Raw genomic sequence first — 18,857 nt, 5'->3', positions numbered from 1 at the left:
GCCCATCCTAAAACGTCAGGAGTCCAGCATGAGTACAGTACGTGTGTTGTCGGTTTGTGGCTGTGGTCAGGGCAGTTCCATGATCATGAAGCTGAAAATCGGTCAGTTTCTGACTTCGCAGAAGGTGGATCACAAGATGCACAGCTGCGCGGTGAGTGAGGCCAAGGCAGAGTTTGCCAGTTACGACATTGTGGTTGCCGCAGAACAACTGGCTGCCAATATCGCAGCCCCGCAAGGCAAGTACGTGATCGGGGTGCGCAACATGCTCTCGGCCGCCGATTTTGGTCCCAAGCTCATGGAGGTGATCAACGCCCACTTCCCTGGCGCACTCAAAGCGTGAGGCGACCATGAAACTCAGGGACTCTCTGGTTCAACACAACAGCATTGTGCTGCAAGGGCACGCCAATACCTGGCAAGAAGCCGTGGCCCTTGGCACGCAACGGCTGGAAACCGCCGGCGTAGTCACCCCAGCGTATTACGACGCCATTCTGGCCAATGTGGCCGAGCTGGGGCCGTATTTCTTGCTGGCACCTGGCCTGGCCATGCCGCATGCCCGACCCGAATACGGTGTGCTGCAAAATGGCTTTGCCCTGGTCACGCTCAAAGAGCCCGTGCGATTTGGCCATGCGGATAACGACCCGGTGGATTTGCTGATCACGCTGGCTGCGGTCGATGCCAGGGCCCACAACGAGGTTGGCCTGATGCAGGTGATTACGTTGTTTGATCAAGCCGACAGCTTTGAGCAGCTACGTGCATGCCGCACGGTCGATGACGTACTACGCGTGCTCGACCAGACCCACTAATCCTTTTCCCGCTTCTCAATCCAGTGATATTGCCGCGCGGCCATTGAGCCGCGTGCAAGGAGACTTGTCATGCCCCGTTCCCTGCCCATGTTGCAAATTGCCCTTGATAACCAGTCTATGGCCGATGCTTTCAAAAGCACCCGGCTGGTGGCTCATGCGGTCGATGTGATCGAAGTCGGCACCATCTTGTGCGTGGCCGAAGGCGTGCGCGCCGTGTCAGAACTGAAAGCGCTGTACCCGGACAAGATCGTGCTGGCCGATGCCAAAATTGCCGATGCCGGGCTGATTCTGTCCAAAATGTGTTTTGAAGCCAAAGCCGACTGGATCACCGTCATTTGCTGTGCAGACATCAACACGGTGAAAGGCGCTCTCAAAACCGCCCGCGAATACGGCGGTGACGTTCAGGTCGAACTCACCGGCTACTGGACTTGGGAACAAGCCGCAGCCTGGTACGAGGCCGGCATCCGTCAGGTGGTGTATCACCGCGCACGCGACGCGCAGGCCGCCGGCCAGAACTGGGGCGAGGCGGATATCAGCGCCATTCGGCGCCTGGCCGATATGGGTTTCAAGGTAACCGTGACAGGTGGCCTGGCGCTGGAAGACCTGCCGCTGTTCAAGGCCATCCCCATCCACGTGTTTATTGCCGGCCGCTCGATCCGCGATGCGGCAGATCCCGCCGCCGCCGCCCTGGCTTTCCGCGAGCGCATTGCTGCACTTTGGGGGTAAGCATCATGTTGCCTGCAGTCCCCCTGGGGATTTACGAAAAAGCCCTGCCGCTGCACCACAACTGGCCAGAACGGCTGGCTGTGGCGCGGGAGTTGGGTTTTGACTTCGTGGAAATGTCCGTCGACGAAACCGACGCACGCCTGGCCCGGCTGGATTGGTCCATCACCGAGCGCCGCGCTTTTCCCAATGCGGTGCTGGAATCCGGCTTGCGCGTGCCCTCCATGTGCTTTTCTGGCCACCGGCGTTTTCCGTTGGGCAGTGAAGATGATGCGGTGCGCGAACACGGCCTCGAACTGATGCGCAAAGCCATTAACTTCGCCGCCGATACCGGTATCCGCACGATCCAGCTGGCCGGCTACGACGAGTACTACCAACCTGGTAATGCCCGCACCCGCGCGCGTTTCAGGCAGGGGCTGCAGCAAGCCGTGGCCTGGGCCGCGCGTGCCCAGGTCACGCTGGCAATGGAAATCATGGACACCCCATTGATGAATTCCATCAGCAAGGCATTGGGTTACGCCGAAGCACTCAATAGCCCCTGGTTTCAGCTCTACCCCGATATCGGCAACCTCAGCGCCTGGGATAACGACGTGGAACTGGAAATCATGGCCGGGCGCGGTCGCATCGCTGCGATCCACGTCAAGGACACCCGGCCCGGCAAGTTCAAGAATGTGCCCTTTGGCGAGGGCATTGTGGATTTCGAGGCCTGTTTTCGCTGGCTGTGGCAAAGCGGTTATCGCGGTGCCTGGCTGATTGAAATGTGGAGCGGCGAACACAGTGCCGATCCCGCTCTGGCCTGCCGCGAAGCACGGGACTGGGTACTGGCACGCATGCGTGCAGCCGGCTTGCCGGTCGACGAAGGGAGAGCGTAATCATGCAGCAGCTCAAACAGCAGGTTTTTGAAGCCAATATGGCGTTACCGGCCCACGGCCTTGTGACCTTCACCTGGGGCAATGTCAGCGGCATTGATCGCACACGCGGTCTGGTGGTGATCAAACCCAGCGGCGTGCCGTACGAGACCATGACGGTGCAAGACATGGTAGTGGTCGATCTGTTCGGCAAGGTGATCGACGGCCATTACAAACCCTCCTCAGACACCCCCACGCACCTGGCACTGTACCGTGCGTGGCCGGGGATTGGCGGGGTGGTCCACACGCACTCGACCTATGCCACCGCCTGGGCCCAGGCCAGTTGTGCCATTCCAGCCCTGGGCACCACGCACGCGGATTATTTTCATGGCGACATTCCCTGTACGCGGGGTCTGACCCCAACCGAAATCCGCGACGAATACGAAGCCCATACCGGCAAGGTCATCCTGGAAACGCTGGGCGAGGCGAACCCTTTGCATTGCCCGGGCATTGTCGTCCAACAGCACGGTCCATTCACCTGGGGCAAGGATGCCGCCGAGGCCGCGCACAACGCAGTGGTACTGGAAGAAGTCGCCCATATGGCGCAACTGGCCATCGGCATCAACCCCGGCCAGCAGCGCATTGCCTCCGCGCTGTCTGACAAACACTTCAGCCGCAAACACGGCCCTGACGCTTATTACGGCCAAGGACACACTCATGCACAGCGAAACATTTGTATTTACCGATGAAGCCGGTCTGCACACCCGCCCGGCGGCCAGCCTGGTACAACTTGCACGCACGCTCAAGGCAGAAATCCTGCTGCAGCGCGCCGGCAAAAGCGCACCAGCCACCAACCTGATCAAGCTGATGGGTCTGGGGATTGTGCAGGGTGATGAAGTCACCATCCTGGCCGAGGGGGAAGACGCGGCCGACGCCGTCCGCCAGGTCCGCGAGCTCTTCGGGGTTACGCATGGCTGAGATGCTGCCGGCATTGATCGCTCTGGATCTGGATGGCACGTTGCTTAACAGTCAGGGCCAGATCCGCGCCGATAGCCTTGCGGCGCTGACCCGGGCCCGTGCGGCCGGGGTGCGGATCATGCTGGTGACTGGCCGCCATCACATCATGGCGCGGCCATTTCACCAGCAGCTGCCAGGGCTGCCCGCTATTTGCTGCAACGGCGCCTGCCTGTATGACTTTGCCGGAAACCGCGCGCTGGCCGCATCTGGCCTGGCGCCCGGGCTGGCACAAGCGCTGGCCGATTGGTGCGCAGCACATCAACTGCACATGCTGCTGTACGTTGATGACGCCATGATCGCTTCTGCCGCCAATGCGCACGTGGCAGGTCTGCAAACCTGGGCAGGCCAATTACCACCGGCCATTGCCCCGGATATCCGGGTTGGCAAGATCGGTACCGCGATTGAGCAGGCTGCGTGTATCTGGAAAATCGTGGCCTCTCACCCGGACCCGGCGATCTTGCAATTGGCCATGGCGCAAATGCCGGCGGATTTGCACAAGCACCTCTCTTGCGAATGGTCCTGGCACAACCGGGTGGATATGGTTGCCGCAGGCAACAGCAAAGGGGCGCGACTGGCTGCCTATTGCGCCAGCCAGGGTATTCCCGCCTCGCGGGTGATGGCATTTGGCGATCAGCACAACGATATTTCGATGTTGCGTTGGGCCGCCATGGGCGTGGCGATGGGCAATGCGGCGGATCAGGTCAAAGCCAGCGCCTGGCGCGTAACCGGCAGCAATGATGAAGGCGGGATTGCCGCGCTGTTGCGGGACGTCTTGTACAACTGAGTCAGAGGGCGCTCCGGAAAAAACAAAACCTGCCTGCGCAGGTTTTGTTTTTTAGCCAGCAGGGCAACCTCCCCTAACTACCGACTTACAGTACACCGTAGGTGTAGGCGGCTTCCAGCGCGGCGCCGACAATACCGGCGTCATTTTGCAGGGTCGCGGCCACGACTTCAAAACGGATGCCGGTCATTTCCGGAATGAACTTCTCATGCTTCTTGCTGATACCGCCGCCAATGATGACGAGGTCCGGCGAAAGCAGCAGATCCAGATGTTGCAGATAGCCGTTCAGGCGCGGGTTGAAGTCCTTCCACTTCAGATCAAGGTCATCCTTGACCTTGCCAGAGCAATACTTCTCGGCAATGGTGTCTTTCGGGTAGATCAGATGGCCGAATTCCGTGTTGGAAATCAACTTGCCATCAACGATCAAAGCGGTGCCGATACCGGTACCCAGTGTCACCACCAGCACTTTGCCCATCTGGCCCTTGGCAGCGCCAAAGGTTTGCTCGGCCAGACCGGCCGCGTCCGCGTCGTTCAACAGCTTGAGCGGCTGGCCCACACCATCAGTCAGGATTTGCTCTGCTGGGGCATTCAGCCAGGACTTGTCCACGTTGGCAGCAGACAAGGTCACACCATTGCGCACAATCGCCGGGAAGGTACAGCCAATCGGACCCTTCCAGTTGAAGTGATCCACCATCTGGCGCACAACCGCAGCCACGTTTTCCGGGGTGGAGGGCTGCGGCGTATCGTAACGCGCGCGTTCTGCGGTCAACTCACCGGTTTCAACATTGACCGGAGCACCCTTGATGCCGGTACCGCCGATATCAATCCCCAAAACAATTTTGGGCCCGTTTGCTGCATTGGCCATGTTGACTCCGTCGTGTTGCCAAATCAGAAATAAATGTCAAAGCGTGCAATCGAATCCGCCAACGCCATCAGGTGTCGGCGCCGACCACAAAGGTCGGGCACGCAAGCACCCCGGAATTTAACGTCTGGGTGGTCAAAGTCAAGCTGGGTAAACACCCTGGCACAGTAAATACAACGCTTTGCCGGGCGCACTTTACCTGGCGAGGAGTTCCGTCAGACGCTTTTTATCGTCTTCGGCACGCTGGCGAATGGACTGGATGGCCACCTGTTTGGCCTGGGTATCGGCATTGATATCAGCGATTTCTTTTTGCGCAGCAGCAACCTCACCTGCGAGGTCCGCCGGTGGTTCCTTGCCACGCTTTTTGAAAAGCTCAACCTGTTTGTTCAACCGCTCCAGCTTCGCCTCGGAGGACTGACGACGCAACGCGTTGGTCTGGATCACGCCCTGCACCGATTCGATCTGGCGATCACGCAGCACATCAATTTCGTGGGTGTTGGAGAAAGACTGCAACAGCGCCCGGTCGCGCCGCTCACGATCCACGGCCTGAGTGCGATCCGCCTCCTGCTTCGCCTTTTCTTCAGGGCTGAGCGGCTGGGCCGGGGCTTTGCGGACGATGCCTTGCGAATCCAGTTCCGATACCCCTTTTTTGGGGCCGGTGACGGGCGGCTTGTCGCTGTATTGCACCTGACCATTGTCATCTACCCAGCGATAAAGCTGGGCCTGCGCCGATACGGCCACCAGCAAGAACGCCAGTGCGACCGGCAAACCGGAATACTTCATTGTTTTCCTCAAATATCCGGGTTTGCCAGTCTGCGCGGTGTCAGGCCTGGCGAATCCCGTACTGTGCCCGGTACGCCGCGGCCTTTTTCAGGTTCTCGGTCATACCTGGTGTGTTTTCCAGATAACCCATCAAATCATCAAGCGTGGCAATCGGCGCAACCGGAATGCCATATTGCTGCTCGACTTCCTGTACTGCGGAGAGCGCCCCGGTGCCGCGCTCCATACGATCCAGCGCAATCAGCACGCCCGCAGGCTCGGCGCCATGAGCACGAATCATGGCGACGGATTCACGCACGGAGGTCCCGGCGGAAATCACGTCATCAATAATCAGCACACGCCCTTTCAGTGGCGCGCCCACCAATACACCGCCCTCGCCGTGATCCTTGGCTTCTTTGCGGTTGTAAGCAAACGGGGTATCCCGGCCGGCTTGCGCCAGTGCCACGGAGGTTGCAGCAGCCAGCACGATGCCCTTGTAAGCCGGCCCGAACAGGACGTCGAATTCGATCCCGGCGGCCACGGCGGCCTTGGCATAAAAACCGGCCAGCTTGCCCAGCGAAGCGCCGTTGTTGAACAATCCGGCATTAAAAAAGTACGGCGAGGCACGCCCGGCTTTGGTGATAAACTCGCCAAAACCCAGCACATTCTGTGCCACAGCAAATTCGATGAATTCCCGGCGGAAATCGGACATATTAAAACTGCCTCCTTATAACGATAGAAAGCGCTCTGGGCCTGGTAAAAGAGAACTTTCGATTATTTCTGGCGGTACGGCGGGGTACGGGCTTTTTTATGCCACTGTACTGCCGCATTTCGTAACCCCGGTGACAAAAAACAGCATATTATGCCCGCCCCGAGCCGGGTGAGGCGACTCTGTATCACCCTGAACCCGACGAGGACTCGATCTTGCGCATCATCTCTGCCAACCTCAATGGTATTCGCTCTGCGGCCAACAAAGGCTTCTTCGAGTGGCTGCCCCACCAGAACGCGGATGTTATCGGCCTGCAGGAACTCAAGGCGCAAGACGGTGACCTGACCGATGCCATGCGCACCCCCGCGGGCATGCACGGCTATTTTCATTGTGCCGAGAAAAAAGGCTACAGCGGTGTGGGCCTGTATTGCCGCACCAAGCCAGATAATGTGGTCATTGGCTTGGGGATTGACGATATCGATGTCGAAGGCCGCTACATCCAGGCGGACTTTGGCAATCTGTCCGTCGTGTCGGTCTATCTGCCCTCCGGCTCCAGCGGTGAAGAGCGCCAGACCGTCAAGTTCGCCTTCATGGAGCGCTTCTGGCACCACCTGGCCACACTGGCCAAAAACGGCCGCGACATTGTGCTGGTGGGTGACTGGAACATTGCCCACCGCGAACTGGATCTGAAAAACTGGAAAGGCAATCTGAAGAATTCCGGTTTTCTGCCGGAAGAGCGCGCGTGGATTGGCAAACTGTTTGAAGAGCAGGGCTGGGTTGATGCCTGGCGTACGCTTTATCCGGAAGCGCCAGGTTATACGTGGTGGTCCAACCGGGGTCAGGCCTATGCCAAGGATGTGGGTTGGCGCATTGATTACCACATCGTCTCCGCCTCGCTGGCCGGCAAGCTCAAGTCTGCCAGTATCTTCAAAGACATCAAGTTCTCTGATCACGCGCCATTGGTGGTCGATTACGACTACACCGCGCCATGAGTGATGAACTGACACCACGCGCCAAAGCAATCCCCGCCTTTGCGGTGGGGGCGGGTTTTGTCGGCGTGGCGCTGTGGGACTGGCTCAATCGCCATAGTTGTACCGACACCAGCAACGGAGCGTGCGCTTATTTTTTGCGCGTGGCCAATGCCTGGATGGGTGACGGATATGCCTGGCAGTTATGGGCCATGGGCGAGGGCTTGATCGGCTTGTTGTGCATTGCTTATGGCCTGGCACAGTGGCGCCGGCAAAGCTGACAGGTCTGCCTGTCAAACAAAAAGCCACCCGGTCGGGTGGCTTTTTTTCATGCCGGCTTTGCCGGCTGCGTGGACTGGGGCACTTGGGCATTCCACGGTGCCACTTTAAACAACAGCAGCATGCCCGGAATGGCTAGCAGCGCGCAGACCCAGAAAAACATCTGCCAGCCCAAATGGCTGACCAATACACCAGTCATGGAATTGAAAACCGTACGCGGCACCGCCGCCAGACTGGTAAACAAGGCGTACTGGGTGGCGGTATAGCGCGGATGGGTGGTGCGGGCGATAAAGGCGGTGAAGGCCGCAGTGCCCAGGCCGACGCCGAGCGCTTCAAAACTGATGACTGCAGCTAGCGCCAGCGGATCAGCCCCCCTGCCGGCCAGCCACGCAAAACCCAGAATCGAGCCTAGTTGGACCAGCCCGAACAACCACAGTGCCCGATTGATGCCCAGCTTGATCATCCAGATCCCCCCCAGCAGCGCACCAATGACACTCGGCCACAAACCGGCATTTTTGGCGATCAAGCCAATCTGGCTTTTGCTGAATCCAAGGTCCAGATAAAACGGCGTGGCCAGCGCGGTGGCCATGCTGTCGCCCAGCTTGTACAAAAAAATGAATCCCAGAATCAGCAACGCGGTTTGCCAGCCGTGGCGGGTCATGAACTCGTGAAAGGGTTCGACTACGGCCTCACGCAAGGTCGCGGGCGGGCGACTCAAGTGCGGCTCTTTGACCAGCAAGGTGAGGATCACCCCGGGCAGCATGAACAGTGCCGTACACAAGAACACCTGCGACCACGCCAGGTGATCCGCCAGAATCAACGACAACGCCCCCGGCACCAGACCGGCAATGCGGTAGGCATTCACAAAGACCGAGTTCCCCAGGCCCAACTCCACTTCGCTCAGGATTTCCCGGCGATAGGCATCCAGCACGATGTCCTGACTGGCACTAAAGAAGGCCAGCAATCCGGCAAAGGTGACGATGGTCCAGATATCCAGCGTCGGGCTGAACAGGCCGGTGCCGGCAATGATGGCCAGCAGCACACATTGGGTCAGCAACATCCAGCCACGGCGCCGGCCCAGATGCGGCAGGGAGAAGCGATCCATCAGCGGCGACCAGACAAATTTCCAGGTGTACGGAAACTGGATCAGCGCAAAAAAACCGATGGTTTTGAGATCAACATGCTCGCTCTTGAGCCACGCCGGTACCAGGTTGATCAGGATGTAAAGTGGTAACCCCGAGCTGAAGCCGGAAACCAGGCAGATGGCCATGCGGCGAGTGAACAGCAGTTGTTTCCAGTCCGGGGTACTCATGGGTGCGCAGGTGGGTGGTGGCGGGTGCGCTACCTTACCGCAACCCGCCGGTGCGCGCATCAGCATGAATCAGGCGCGTGCGGCCAGCACCCCACCTTTGCTGCGGATAAAGCCACGCAGGTTTTCCGCATAGCCTGGCTTGACGGCGTTAATCACGGAGGGATGAGTCAGCAAGGCGTTGCTCCAGGCGGCAATCCGCGGCGTTGCGGCAAACCAGCCCTGTTCCGCCATGGCTTCCAGCACCGGGAAATACCGGAATACCGGTCCAAAAGCGGCATCGACTAGCGAAAACTGCTCACCGGCAAAATACGGTCCGGACGCGCTGACCGCGGGCTCCAGCCAGGCCAGCCGGTTCTCGATATCGGCACGCGCCTTGTCCAGCGCCTCGATGTCGACCGCAGTATAAAACTGCCACAGCGCCCCCAGCATGCCTGACGCGTATTCAATCCAGGCCCGATGTTGCGCACGGGTCAGTGGATCGGCCGGGTGTAGCTGCGGCGCGTAGACTTCATCCAGGTATTCTGCAATGACCGCTGATTCGAACAATACGTGGTCATCGACTTGCAGGATCGGCACTTTGCCGGTGGGAGAGAGTTTCAGGAACCAGTCTGGTTTGTTGGCCAGATCAATGTACGTGCGCTCGAACGGCACGCCTTTTTCCAGCAGCGTGATGATGGCCCGTTGCACAAACGGGCACAGGTCAAAACTGACAAGATGCAAATGAGGTTGAGACATCGCCGGCTCCTTGGGTAACTGTCTGGGAGTTGGCGACGCCATGGCTCTTGTGCAAGGGCAAACTGCAAAAACGGCTTACTCTTCGGTCGGCATCAGGAACCACAAGATCAGATACAGGATCAGTCCCGGAAAACCGGCCACGCAGATCGACAGCAGAATGAACACAATCCGCAGCTTGTCTGCGCTGATGCTCAGGTAATCCCCCATCCCGCCAATGACACCGGCAACCCATTTGTTATGGCGGCTGCGCCGCATGCGTTTCTCTTCCATCAGGTCTCCACAAAAATAAAAACGGGCGTGATGTACACGCCCGTTCCGGTTTGTCTGGATCAAGTGCGACTAAAGCACTTTACCCGATTTGTTGCTGCCGGCAAGAATCAGCGGCCGCCCTTCTTCAGGTATTCATCCATGTCTGTCTTGAAGTTGTCGGATTTGGTGCCGAATACCGCTTGAACACCATTACCAACCATCATCACGCCTGCAGCACCCAGACCCTTCAGGCTGGCCTGATCCACCTTGGCCGGATCATCCACGGCAATACGCAGACGCGTGATACACGCATCCAGACCCTTGATGTTTTCCGGGCCACCAAACGCGGTCACCAGCTTGGAAGCAAAGGCAAAACGCGGTTCAGCCGCAATCAGCCTGGCACTGACCGAATCTGCCGTTGCGGCAACGCCCACTGCAGCGCCACCAGCAACCGGAGTCGCGACAGCGGCAACCGGTTCATCATCTTCACGACCTGGGGTTTTCAGGTTCAGTTTAACAATGGCGAAACGGAACACGACGTAGTAGATCGCAGCATAGATCGGGCCGAGGATCAGCACGTAGGCCCAATGTTGCGCAGCCGGGTTATTGGCAAACACGTTGAACAGCAAGAAGTCGATACCACCTTGCGAGAAGGTGAAGCCCATGTGCATACCCAGGGTGTTCGCCACAAACTGGGTGGATGCAGCCAGTACCGCGTGAATACCGTACAGCACCGGCGCCACGAACAGGAACGAGAACTCGATCGGCTCGGTAATACCGGTCAGGAACGAGGTCAACGCGGCGGAGATCATGATACCGCCCACCATGGCGCGCTTTTCCGGCTTGGCAGTGTGCCAGATGGCAAAAGCGGCGGCCGGCAGACCGAACATCTTGAACAGGAAGGCGCCCGACAGGATACCGGCAGTGGTGTCACCCGCGAAGAAGCGGTTGATATCACCGTGGACAACCTGACCTGCAGAGTTAGTGAAGTTACCGATTTCGAAGAAGAACGGCACGTTCCAGATGTGATGCAAACCAAACGGAATCAGCAGACGCTCAACAAAACCGTACACCGTGGCCGCGGTGCGCGGATCACTGGCAGCAGCCCAGTGCGAGAACACGTCAATACCGTGCTGGATCGGCGGCCAGATGATGGACAGGATCACGCCCACAAAAATGGCGGCAACACCGGTCACGATCGGCACAAAGCGCTTACCGGCAAAGAAGCCCAGGTATTGCGGCAACTGGATGCGGTAGTACTTGTTGAACAGGGTCGCGGCGACGGCACCGATGATAATCCCGCCGAACACGCCGGTTTCCATCGACTTCATGCCCAGCACGGTTGCCGGCTCAATGCCGAAGAACTGTGCCATCACGCCCATTGTGGCCACCATCACCACAAACCCCACCACGGCTGCAATGGCGGCAACACCGTCATTCTCTGCCAGACCCAGCGCTACACCGACTGCGAAGATGATGGGCAGGTTGCCAAAAATCGCGCCGCCGCCCTGGGCCATCACATGGTTGACTACATCTGGAATAAACGAAAAATTGGAGCTGCCAATGCCCAGCAGCAAACCTGCCACCGGCAACACGGCCACCGGTAACATCAATGCCTTGCCGATCTTTTGCAGAACGGCGAACGCCTGTTTGAACATGATGACTTTCCTTGCCCTAGGACGACACCCGCGCCACACCCGGCAGGGTGCAGACGGCACTCGTCACTGTTTATGAAAATGCTTTATTTTCCAGCGGGGCGATTCTGCTCTTTATGGCAGGCTGTACCAAATACGGCGTCCCCCCTATCAACAGGGTAAGGGGACTGCTTTGTGACTTATTCACGCCGAAAAACAACCGCTGGACTGGTCGTTTCCCTGTTTTCCGGCATGTCTTTTTATCAACTACTCCACCAATAACGGGCCCACCCAAAGGCAGGCCCACCCGTACATCAATCGACAAGGCCAGACAGGCGCGCGCGCACTTCGGCCACGGTGCCCATCTGCAATACTTCAGTCGCCAGCTTCTGGCATTCGGCTTTGTTCAGTTTGCGCACCATGGCTTTGATGGCCGGGATGGCCGGTACACTGACCGAAAGCTCATCCACGCCAATACCCAGCAGCACCGGGACAGCCAGCGGATCAGAGGCAATCCCGCCGCACACACCCACCCATTTGCCATGCGCATGGGCACCCTTGACCGTCATGGCAATCAGGCGCAACACGCCAGGGTGTAATGCATCAGCCTGTTTAGCCAGCTTCGGGTGGCCGCGATCCATCGCCAGGGTGTACTGAGTCAGATCGTTGGTACCGATCGAGAAGAAATCCACCTCGCGAGCGAAGATTTCAGACATGACGGCCGTGGAGGGTACTTCCACCATGATGCCGACCTTCACATCAGCGGTGACGCCCAACGCGGCTCTTTCTTCGGCCACGATCTTCTTCGCTTCACGGACTTCTTCCAGCGAGGCGATCATCGGGAACATGATGTGCAGCTTGCTGTACGGCGCAGCGCGCAGAATGCCGCGCACCTGGGTACGCAGGATTTCAGGTGCGGCCAGGCACAGACGAATACCGCGCACACCAAGGAACGGGTTTTCTTCAGCCGGCATGGGCAGATACGGCAGCGGTTTGTCACCACCGACATCCAGCGTACGAATCACCAAAGTGCGCTCGGTGCCGAGTGCCTTGGCGATATCACCATAGATTTTGGTCTGTTCTTCTTCGGTTGGCGCATCGGTGCGCTCCAGATAAAGGAACTCGGAACGCAGCAGACCGACGCCTTCCCCGCCCAGAGTGACCGATTGCTGGGCGTCTTCCAGCCCACCGATATTGGCCACCACCTCGATATGGACGCCATCCGTCGTGATTGCGGCCTGGCCCGCTGCGGCGAGTTCTTCATCGCGTTTTTTAGCCAGAGTGGCCTGACGAGCGCGAATATCCTGAATTTCCGCCTCGGACGGATTCTTGCGCAGGCTACCCTTGGTGCCGTCCAGAATCACATTGGTACCATTCGCCAGCTCCAGCACCGCTTCTTCGATGCCACAGATGGCCGGAATATTGAGCGAACGGGCCAGAATAGCCACGTGGCTGGTAGCGCCACCACCGGTGGTGGCAAAACCCAGTACCTTGTTGCGATCAAGACTGGCGGTATCAGACGGGGTCAGCTCTTCCGCAATCAGAATGGCGTTATCGGGTACTTCCAGCGCGGCTTCTTTCACGCCGGTCAACAGGCGCAACACGCGGCGGCCAATATCCCGGATGTCGTTGGCACGCCCAGCCAGCAGTTCATTCTTGAGCCTGGCCAGTTTGTCAGCGTATGTCGTAAAGGCCTGTTTCCAGGCAAACGGCGCGCTTTTGCCGGCAGAGACGGCGGACAACGCCAGATCCAGCAATTCCGGATCGGCCAGCAATTCCTGGTGAGCAGAGAAAATTTCTGCCTTGGATGCGTCGCTGATCTCGGCCTTGAGACCTTCCAGTTGCTGACGAGCTTCTTTAAGCGCGTCTTCAAGGCGGCGACGCTCCAGTTGCGGATTATCACCGGCTTCACGAACCTCGATCACTTCCTGGCGCACCTGGAAAATCTGCCCGACCGCCAGACCTGGCGAGGCAGAGACACCCAGCAATACATTCGGGTCTTCCGAATGAGCCTTGGGGGCAGGGCGCGGAACGGCAACCGGCTTGGGTGCGGCGGTCGGCGAGGCGGCAGCGCCGCAATCTTCGCCAGAACCGGAGCGGATCAACTCCACCAGCGCCTTGATGGCTTCCGCGGCATCAACACCGGTGGCCTTGATCTGGATTTCGTCGTTGTTCTGGACTTCCAGACCCATGATGCTGACCACGGATTTGGCATTGGCTTCTTCGCCACCGCGGACCAGTTTGATGTCGGACTTGAAGGTTTTGGCGGTGTTGGCAACCACTGCGGCCGGGCGCGCATGCAGGCCGGTCGGGTTTGGAACACGAATGGCGTCAGAAATATTGCCGGCGGGCGCTGCAGTTGTTTCAGCGGCAGCGAAATCGCCCACCAGTGTCACGGTCAGGGCGACAGTCTTGCCAGCATGCGCAAAGCCACGAGCCGGTTGCAAACTGGCCACCATATCGCCATTGGCGATCACGATCTCGGTCATGGAGCTCTTGCCATGTGCCGCAATGACCGACTCGTTGAATTCAATCAGCGGCTGGCCAACGGTGACGGTATCGCCTTCCTTGACCAGCGGGCGGAAACCTTCGCCTTTGAGCATGACCGTATCAAGGCCGATATGCAGCAAGATCTGCAAACCGTCGATCGTGGTCAATGTGAGCGCGTGAAATGTCGAAGCAAGCTGGGTGATCTTGCCCGCGGCGGGTGCCTGCAACACGTTGGAAGTCGGGTCAATCGAGACGCCGTCTCCCACCATTTTCTGCGAGAACACCGGATCGGGAACAGCTTCAATCGGCACAAACAGCCCAGACAGGGGGGCGATCAATTCCACGGTTTTATTCGACATCTTGGCAACCTCTGGTTTTTTCTGACTTTTTTCGATATTCCGGGTACAGCAAAGCCGGCATGGCATAAGCCAGGCCGGCAGGTTTTCCTGTTCCGGAGTTCGACACTGATCGTAGTGTAGAGCTTCGCGCGCGCCGTATCAGTGAAATTTTTCCCATTGTCATGATGTGAAGAATTCACGACAACGTCATGATTTGGCCCGCATGACAACGCAAACAGTTGATCAGCCGGCTATCTGGGGGCGTACAAGACGTGCTTCGGTGATGATCTCATCAAGCCGCAAATCCCATGTGGCGACTGGCAAACGGTCCACCTGCTGGCAGTCGTAGGCAAGCCCGACAAGCCGCGGTTTCCGCCATTTTTGCCGCAGACGACGAAACCTGAAGGTGGTGTCGTAATAACCGCCGCCCTGTCCCAGACGCGCCAGTTGTGCGTCGAACCCTAAAAGGGGGACGAAGGCTACATCCAGATCTTGCGGTCGGCAAGTCTGTTCATGCACGGGGTAGGGAATACCATAATGATCGCGTTGCCAGCGACTGGTGTGGTCATAGCGGACAAAGTGCATTTGCCGGCCATGGCGTGGTACGACTGGCAAAAACACCTGGCAACCGGCTTGCAGCGCTTTGAGAATCAGCGGCCAGGTTGAGATTTCACTCGCCATGGAGACATAGACGGCGACGCGTTGACCACGGCGCAACAATCTGGCGGTCGTGGCCCGCTGCATGATGGACAGGCTGGCTTCGCGCCGAAATGACAACGCCAGCGCGGAACGGCGCTGGCGCAAGGTTTGCCGCAGCGCGGTTTTTTCTTGATCCATGATCTGGAAAGGTGCGCTGGGCAAAGAAAGGGGCTTCCCGCGAGTGCCGGTCGGTTCATATCCTGAACCCGGAGGTTCAAGGGGCCACCGGCCGTGCGCCATCAGGTGCATTCAACGAAGGAATGCTCACAACAGGCGCTTCGTGGCTGGCGACCGAAGGTTAAGCTAGGTTCAAGGAAATTAGAACCGTAGTCGAACACCGCAGGAAAGCAATCGTCGCAGGTGGCGCGGCATGTGCCCGGTTAGCTAGAACAGCTCTGACTGTCCCTTGAGCACCGCATCCACCGTTGCGTTCATGTCCGTAATTCTACGCCGATATGCGCCAATGTCAAAACCGCCTGCTTTGACATGCAGATATTCGTGCGCAATGTTGAGCGCCGCCATGATGGCGATCTTCTCCAGGCCAATGACTTTGCCACCCTCGCGGATCTCGTTCATTTTGCCATTGAGGACGTCAACAGCCTGCAAGAGGGTTTCTTCCTCGTCATCGGGGCAGGCAATACGAAAATCCCGGCCCATGATCGATACATCGAGCTGCTTGATCTGGCTCATTCCTCTTCCTCAGGCAAACGCTCGATCAACGCGGCGACGCGGGTTTTGGTCTCATCAAGCTTGCTGACAAGTTGCTGGTTTTCACGGCCAGAAGCCAGGATTTCCTGGCGCAGCGCGTGATTTTCGCTGCGCAACGCAGTCACGATGCGCACCAGCGAGTGAATTTTTTCTTCAAGAGTGGCGAGTTCGGCGTCCATGTCGACCCAACGCGGTTTTTAGTTCTACCGGATTTTATGATAAGTCGGGCCTGGTTGCTGCCCGGATTGCGTGCCTGGCGAACGCGGGTGTGCAACTGTGCACATCTACGTAACGATTGCTTTGGCATAAATCGTAACACGCCCGTCTCTCAGTGGCGGACCGCATCAATCTGTTCGCACACTTTCTGCATTCCCTCAATCATACGCGGGCCGGGCCTGACATATTGGTCCGAACGCAAGGAAACCAGCCGATTGGCCTTGATTGCGGGTATTTGCGGCCAGGCCTTCCACATATCCAGCGTCTTGCGCTCACCCGTGGTCAGCATCAGTTCAGGCGCAAACGCCAGCACGGCCTCCGTACTGACTTGCGGTGCTTCCGCGCGGGCATTGGCATAAGGGCTGGTCGCCCCGCAATCAGCCAGCATCTGCCCCAGAAAACTGCGCCGCGACAAACTGAGCGGCGGATTTTCGCTGACTTGCAAATAGACCCGTACCGGTCGGGCATGTTGATACTGCGCCAGCAACTGTCGGTAGCGTGCTTCCTGGGCACTGGCCAGTTCATCTGCCCTGGCATCTTGCCCCAGCAAAGCGCCCAGTCTGCGCAAACTGGAGGCGACATCTTGCGGCGTCTGCGGGCGACTGACAAATACCGGAATATGCTGGCGTTGCAATTGGCTGATCGACTGGCTCACCGCCTGGCTTTCCCACACCACAACCAGATCAGGCCGCGCCGCCAGGATGGCCTCGATATTCAGGCTCTGAAAAGTGGCTACTTTCGGCAGTTTTTTCACACTTTCGGGGTAATCGCTAGCCGTATCTACAGCGACGATGGCCTCGGGCTTGAGCGCTGCCACCAGTTCCGTGGCATGAGGCGCAAGGGTAATCACCCTTTGCGCAGGTTGAGGTAGTTCCACCAGCGTGCCGTTGTCATCTTTAGCCTGAACTGCGGCCAGCGCCATCGCGGGCAATAGCGCTAGCAACACAGCAAAACGCATCACGCTTCTTCTTCCTCGTCCAGGTCTTTTTTGCCGCCAGTGTAATCGGTCTGGCGCGCTGCTTTGGGCGCTTCAGCGAAGTCAGCGGGCGTTTCCAGGGTAATCCGCCCGATATTGCCGCTGCGGTATTCGGTCAGGATCAGCTCAGCCGTTTTTTGTTCATCCAGCGCGCCGCCAGGCAAGATCGCACCGCGTTTGCGGCCAATTTTTTCAAACACCGCTTCAAAGCCACCGTCCAGATCGTTGAGCTTGAAGCGGGCTTTGATCAATTCCGGATAGCGTTCGATGAACGTCTGCACGCCAAACCAGGCCACCTCGGTCTCATGAAACGCGTTGCGGCCCACAGAACCGGCCAGCGCCAGGCGTAAACCGGACTCTTCACGCTCGATCCGTGGCCAAAGCAGCCCTGGGGTGTCATACAAAATGACGCCATCTGGCGTTTCTACCCGCTGCTGATGCTTGGTGACGCCCGGGGTATCGGCCACTTTGGCGACCTTGCGGTTCATCAGCGTGTTAATCATCGTCGATTTGCCGACGTTAGGAATCCCCACAATCAGTGCACGCAAGGGTTTTTCCATACCGGTACGGTTGGGGACGAGTTTGCGGCACAGCTGGCTGATTTTTTTCACGCCAGTATGGCGCGTATCTTCGCCCAGCAAGAGCGATGCCGTTTGTGGCTGCTGGCTGAACCACTCCAGCCAGACCTTGTTCAGGGCGGGATCTGCCAGGTCGGCCTTGTTCAGAATCTTGAGCGCTGGACGCTGGCGGCTCTTGCGCAGTTGTTCCAGCATCGGGTTGCTGCTGGAAAGGGGCAAGCGGGCGTCGACGATCTCGATCACCATATCGACCTTGGCGATGGTCTCTTCAACCGCTTTGCGGGCAGCGTTCATATGCCCTGGATACCACTGGATCGCCATCGTCTGTCCTTGTCTGTCTAACGCAAAAAGTGCCGGATTATACCTTTGTTCACAAAGGGCCAATGAAATCAGTAACATGGCCTGTGGAAAACTTGAGCGAAGCAGAGGATAACTACGAGTTCGATGTGTACCGCCAAACTCACCCCCAAATTATCCACAGCTCATACGCAACTTGAATACACCCCTGAACCCGTAATAACATCCTGATCGAAAAGGACAAAACGGGTTATCCACAGCAAACCGTCACCCTTATTATCTATTTTTATATTTTCTTATCCAATATTGTTACTTAAGTGAAAACCCGCCAGAAGCGGTCTGACTGAACAACCCTGAGCTACAAAATCGCCCATGAAACGTCTTTACTGGATACTTCCTTTAGCTGCAGTGGTACTAATTTCGGTGTTTCTGGTTACCAGCAACCACCCAAAACCTGTACCGGTGTTCTCTTACACTACACTGCAAGGCGAAAAAAACACCTCTACTGCCCTCAAAGGCAACGTGGTTCTGGTCAACTTCTGGGCAACAACCTGTCCAGGTTGTGTCGAAGAGATGAGCAACCTTGCAAAACTTCAAACCCGGTTCGGCAAACAAGGCTATAAGACCCTTTCTGTAGCAATGGATTACGATCCAGCCCTTTACGTAAATAATTTCGTAAAGCAACAGAATATGCCGTTTATTGTTGTCCACGATACTTCTGGCGAAGTTGCAAAATCATTTGATAATGTCAATTTAACGCCCACCAGCTTTCTTTTGGACAAGAACGGTAATATTGTTAAAAAATATGTCGGTGCAATCAATGAAACAGAGTTGGAAACTGAAATAAAAAAGTTAATTTGATAAAAAATCAGATAT

General features: G+C 57.6%; 23 protein-coding genes and 1 other RNA gene. 10 read left to right on the top strand and 14 right to left on the bottom strand.

Annotated elements, in window-relative coordinates; all coding sequences use genetic code 11:
* The first annotated feature begins 28 nt into the window (after nt 1-28).
* The 7 genes from ulaB (at nt 29) to HNQ50_RS13375 (ending at nt 4,175) form a co-directional block, all read left to right on the top strand.
* Nucleotides 29-340, top strand: a complete 312-nt coding sequence (gene ulaB, locus HNQ50_RS13405; protein WP_184101556.1) for a PTS ascorbate transporter subunit IIB — start codon at nt 29-31, stop codon at nt 338-340.
* Between the two features lie 7 nt (nt 341-347).
* Nucleotides 348-803, top strand: coding sequence for a PTS ascorbate transporter subunit IIA (gene ulaC / locus HNQ50_RS13400; RefSeq protein ID WP_184101554.1), 456 nt, complete (start codon nt 348-350; stop codon nt 801-803).
* Between the two features lie 69 nt (nt 804-872).
* Nucleotides 873-1,529, top strand: coding sequence for a 3-keto-L-gulonate-6-phosphate decarboxylase UlaD (locus tag HNQ50_RS13395; protein ID WP_184101552.1), 657 nt, complete (start codon nt 873-875; stop codon nt 1,527-1,529).
* Between the two features lie 5 nt (nt 1,530-1,534).
* The gene (locus HNQ50_RS13390) at nt 1,535-2,398 is read left to right on the top strand and encodes an L-ribulose-5-phosphate 3-epimerase (protein ID WP_221303172.1); all 864 of its coding nucleotides are present in this window, start codon (nt 1,535-1,537) and stop codon (nt 2,396-2,398) included.
* 2 nt (nt 2,399-2,400) lie between these two features.
* Nucleotides 2,401-3,123 carry an L-ribulose-5-phosphate 4-epimerase gene (locus tag HNQ50_RS13385; protein ID WP_184101550.1) on the top strand — a complete coding sequence of 241 codons (723 nt, stop codon included), beginning with the start codon at nt 2,401-2,403 and terminating at the stop codon, nt 3,121-3,123.
* Complete coding sequence (locus tag HNQ50_RS13380) at nt 3,092-3,352, top strand: HPr family phosphocarrier protein (protein WP_184101548.1); 261 nt, start codon at nt 3,092-3,094, stop codon at nt 3,350-3,352. The genes HNQ50_RS13385 and HNQ50_RS13380 overlap by 32 nt, the downstream gene beginning before the upstream one ends.
* Nucleotides 3,345-4,175 carry a Cof-type HAD-IIB family hydrolase gene (locus HNQ50_RS13375; RefSeq protein WP_221303171.1) on the top strand — a complete coding sequence of 277 codons (831 nt, stop codon included), beginning with the start codon at nt 3,345-3,347 and terminating at the stop codon, nt 4,173-4,175. Before HNQ50_RS13380 ends, HNQ50_RS13375 begins: the two co-directional genes overlap by 8 nt.
* An 85-nt stretch (nt 4,176-4,260) precedes the next feature.
* Here HNQ50_RS13375 and ppgK read toward each other — a convergent pair whose 3' ends face one another.
* The 3 genes from ppgK to pyrE form a co-directional block, all read right to left on the bottom strand.
* Entirely contained in the window at nt 4,261-5,037 is a 777-nt protein-coding gene (gene ppgK / locus HNQ50_RS13370; protein WP_184101546.1) for a polyphosphate--glucose phosphotransferase, read from the bottom strand.
* 192 nt (nt 5,038-5,229) lie between these two features.
* Nucleotides 5,230-5,817 carry a DUF4124 domain-containing protein gene (locus HNQ50_RS13365; RefSeq protein WP_184101544.1) on the bottom strand — a complete coding sequence of 196 codons (588 nt, stop codon included), beginning with the start codon at nt 5,815-5,817 and terminating at the stop codon, nt 5,230-5,232.
* Nucleotides 5,818-5,857: 40 nt separating this feature from the next.
* Nucleotides 5,858-6,505 (bottom strand): orotate phosphoribosyltransferase, encoded by a 648-nt coding sequence (gene pyrE / locus HNQ50_RS13360; RefSeq protein ID WP_184101543.1) that lies wholly within the window; start codon nt 6,503-6,505, stop codon nt 5,858-5,860.
* 209 nt (nt 6,506-6,714) lie between these two features.
* On the opposite strand from pyrE, the gene HNQ50_RS13355 reads away from it, so the two are divergent.
* Nucleotides 6,715-7,494 carry an exodeoxyribonuclease III gene (locus HNQ50_RS13355; protein WP_184101865.1) on the top strand — a complete coding sequence of 260 codons (780 nt, stop codon included), beginning with the start codon at nt 6,715-6,717 and terminating at the stop codon, nt 7,492-7,494.
* Entirely contained in the window at nt 7,491-7,751 is a 261-nt protein-coding gene (locus HNQ50_RS13350) for a hypothetical protein (RefSeq protein WP_184101541.1), read from the top strand. The genes HNQ50_RS13355 and HNQ50_RS13350 overlap by 4 nt, the downstream gene beginning before the upstream one ends.
* Nucleotides 7,752-7,798: 47 nt before the next feature.
* On the opposite strand, the gene HNQ50_RS13345 is transcribed toward HNQ50_RS13350, so the two are convergent.
* The 11 genes from HNQ50_RS13345 to ylqF form a co-directional block, all read right to left on the bottom strand.
* Nucleotides 7,799-9,061, bottom strand: coding sequence for an AmpG family muropeptide MFS transporter (locus HNQ50_RS13345; protein ID WP_184101864.1), 1,263 nt, complete (start codon nt 9,059-9,061; stop codon nt 7,799-7,801).
* Nucleotides 9,062-9,130: 69 nt separating this feature from the next.
* Nucleotides 9,131-9,796, bottom strand: coding sequence for a glutathione S-transferase family protein (locus tag HNQ50_RS13340; protein WP_184101539.1), 666 nt, complete (start codon nt 9,794-9,796; stop codon nt 9,131-9,133).
* A 75-nt stretch (nt 9,797-9,871) separates the two neighbouring features.
* On the bottom strand, nt 9,872-10,066 hold the full coding sequence (locus HNQ50_RS13335) for a PspC domain-containing protein (protein WP_184101537.1): 195 nt from the start codon (nt 10,064-10,066) through the stop codon (nt 9,872-9,874).
* A 107-nt stretch (nt 10,067-10,173) separates the two neighbouring features.
* Nucleotides 10,174-11,703, bottom strand: coding sequence for a glucose-specific PTS transporter subunit IIBC (gene ptsG, locus HNQ50_RS13330; RefSeq protein WP_184101535.1), 1,530 nt, complete (start codon nt 11,701-11,703; stop codon nt 10,174-10,176).
* Nucleotides 11,704-11,993: 290 nt separating this feature from the next.
* Nucleotides 11,994-14,528 (bottom strand): phosphoenolpyruvate--protein phosphotransferase, encoded by a 2,535-nt coding sequence (ptsP, locus tag HNQ50_RS13325; protein WP_184101533.1) that lies wholly within the window; start codon nt 14,526-14,528, stop codon nt 11,994-11,996.
* 222 nt (nt 14,529-14,750) lie between these two features.
* Nucleotides 14,751-15,344, bottom strand: coding sequence for a 5-formyltetrahydrofolate cyclo-ligase (locus HNQ50_RS13320; RefSeq protein ID WP_184101531.1), 594 nt, complete (start codon nt 15,342-15,344; stop codon nt 14,751-14,753).
* 30 nt (nt 15,345-15,374) lie between these two features.
* Nucleotides 15,375-15,555: non-coding RNA, 6S RNA (ssrS, locus tag HNQ50_RS13315), on the bottom strand.
* 35 nt (nt 15,556-15,590) lie between these two features.
* Nucleotides 15,591-15,896, bottom strand: coding sequence for a cell division protein ZapA (locus tag HNQ50_RS13310; RefSeq protein WP_184101529.1), 306 nt, complete (start codon nt 15,894-15,896; stop codon nt 15,591-15,593).
* On the bottom strand, nt 15,893-16,093 hold the full coding sequence (locus tag HNQ50_RS13305) for a hypothetical protein (RefSeq protein WP_184101527.1): 201 nt from the start codon (nt 16,091-16,093) through the stop codon (nt 15,893-15,895). Before HNQ50_RS13305 ends, HNQ50_RS13310 begins: the two co-directional genes overlap by 4 nt.
* Nucleotides 16,094-16,242: 149 nt before the next feature.
* Nucleotides 16,243-17,088: a cobalamin-binding protein gene (locus HNQ50_RS13300; protein ID WP_246428723.1), complete on the bottom strand. Its 846-nt coding sequence runs from the start codon at nt 17,086-17,088 to the stop codon at nt 16,243-16,245.
* The gene (gene ylqF / locus HNQ50_RS13295) at nt 17,088-18,005 is read right to left on the bottom strand and encodes a ribosome biogenesis GTPase YlqF (RefSeq protein WP_184101523.1); all 918 of its coding nucleotides are present in this window, start codon (nt 18,003-18,005) and stop codon (nt 17,088-17,090) included. Before ylqF ends, HNQ50_RS13300 begins: the two co-directional genes overlap by 1 nt.
* A gap of 348 nt (nt 18,006-18,353) precedes the next feature.
* Here ylqF and HNQ50_RS13290 point away from each other — a divergent pair, with 348 nt between their 5' ends.
* Nucleotides 18,354-18,842, top strand: coding sequence for a TlpA family protein disulfide reductase (locus tag HNQ50_RS13290; protein ID WP_184101521.1), 489 nt, complete (start codon nt 18,354-18,356; stop codon nt 18,840-18,842).
* The last annotated feature ends 15 nt before the right edge of the window (nt 18,843-18,857 follow it).

Source organism: Silvimonas terrae (assembly GCF_014202765.1).
GTDB classification, from domain to species: Bacteria; Pseudomonadota; Gammaproteobacteria; order Burkholderiales; family Chitinibacteraceae; genus Silvimonas; species Silvimonas terrae.
The sequence above is the reverse complement of the archived record's forward strand: the minus strand, read 5'-3'. Positions and strand labels throughout refer to the sequence as shown.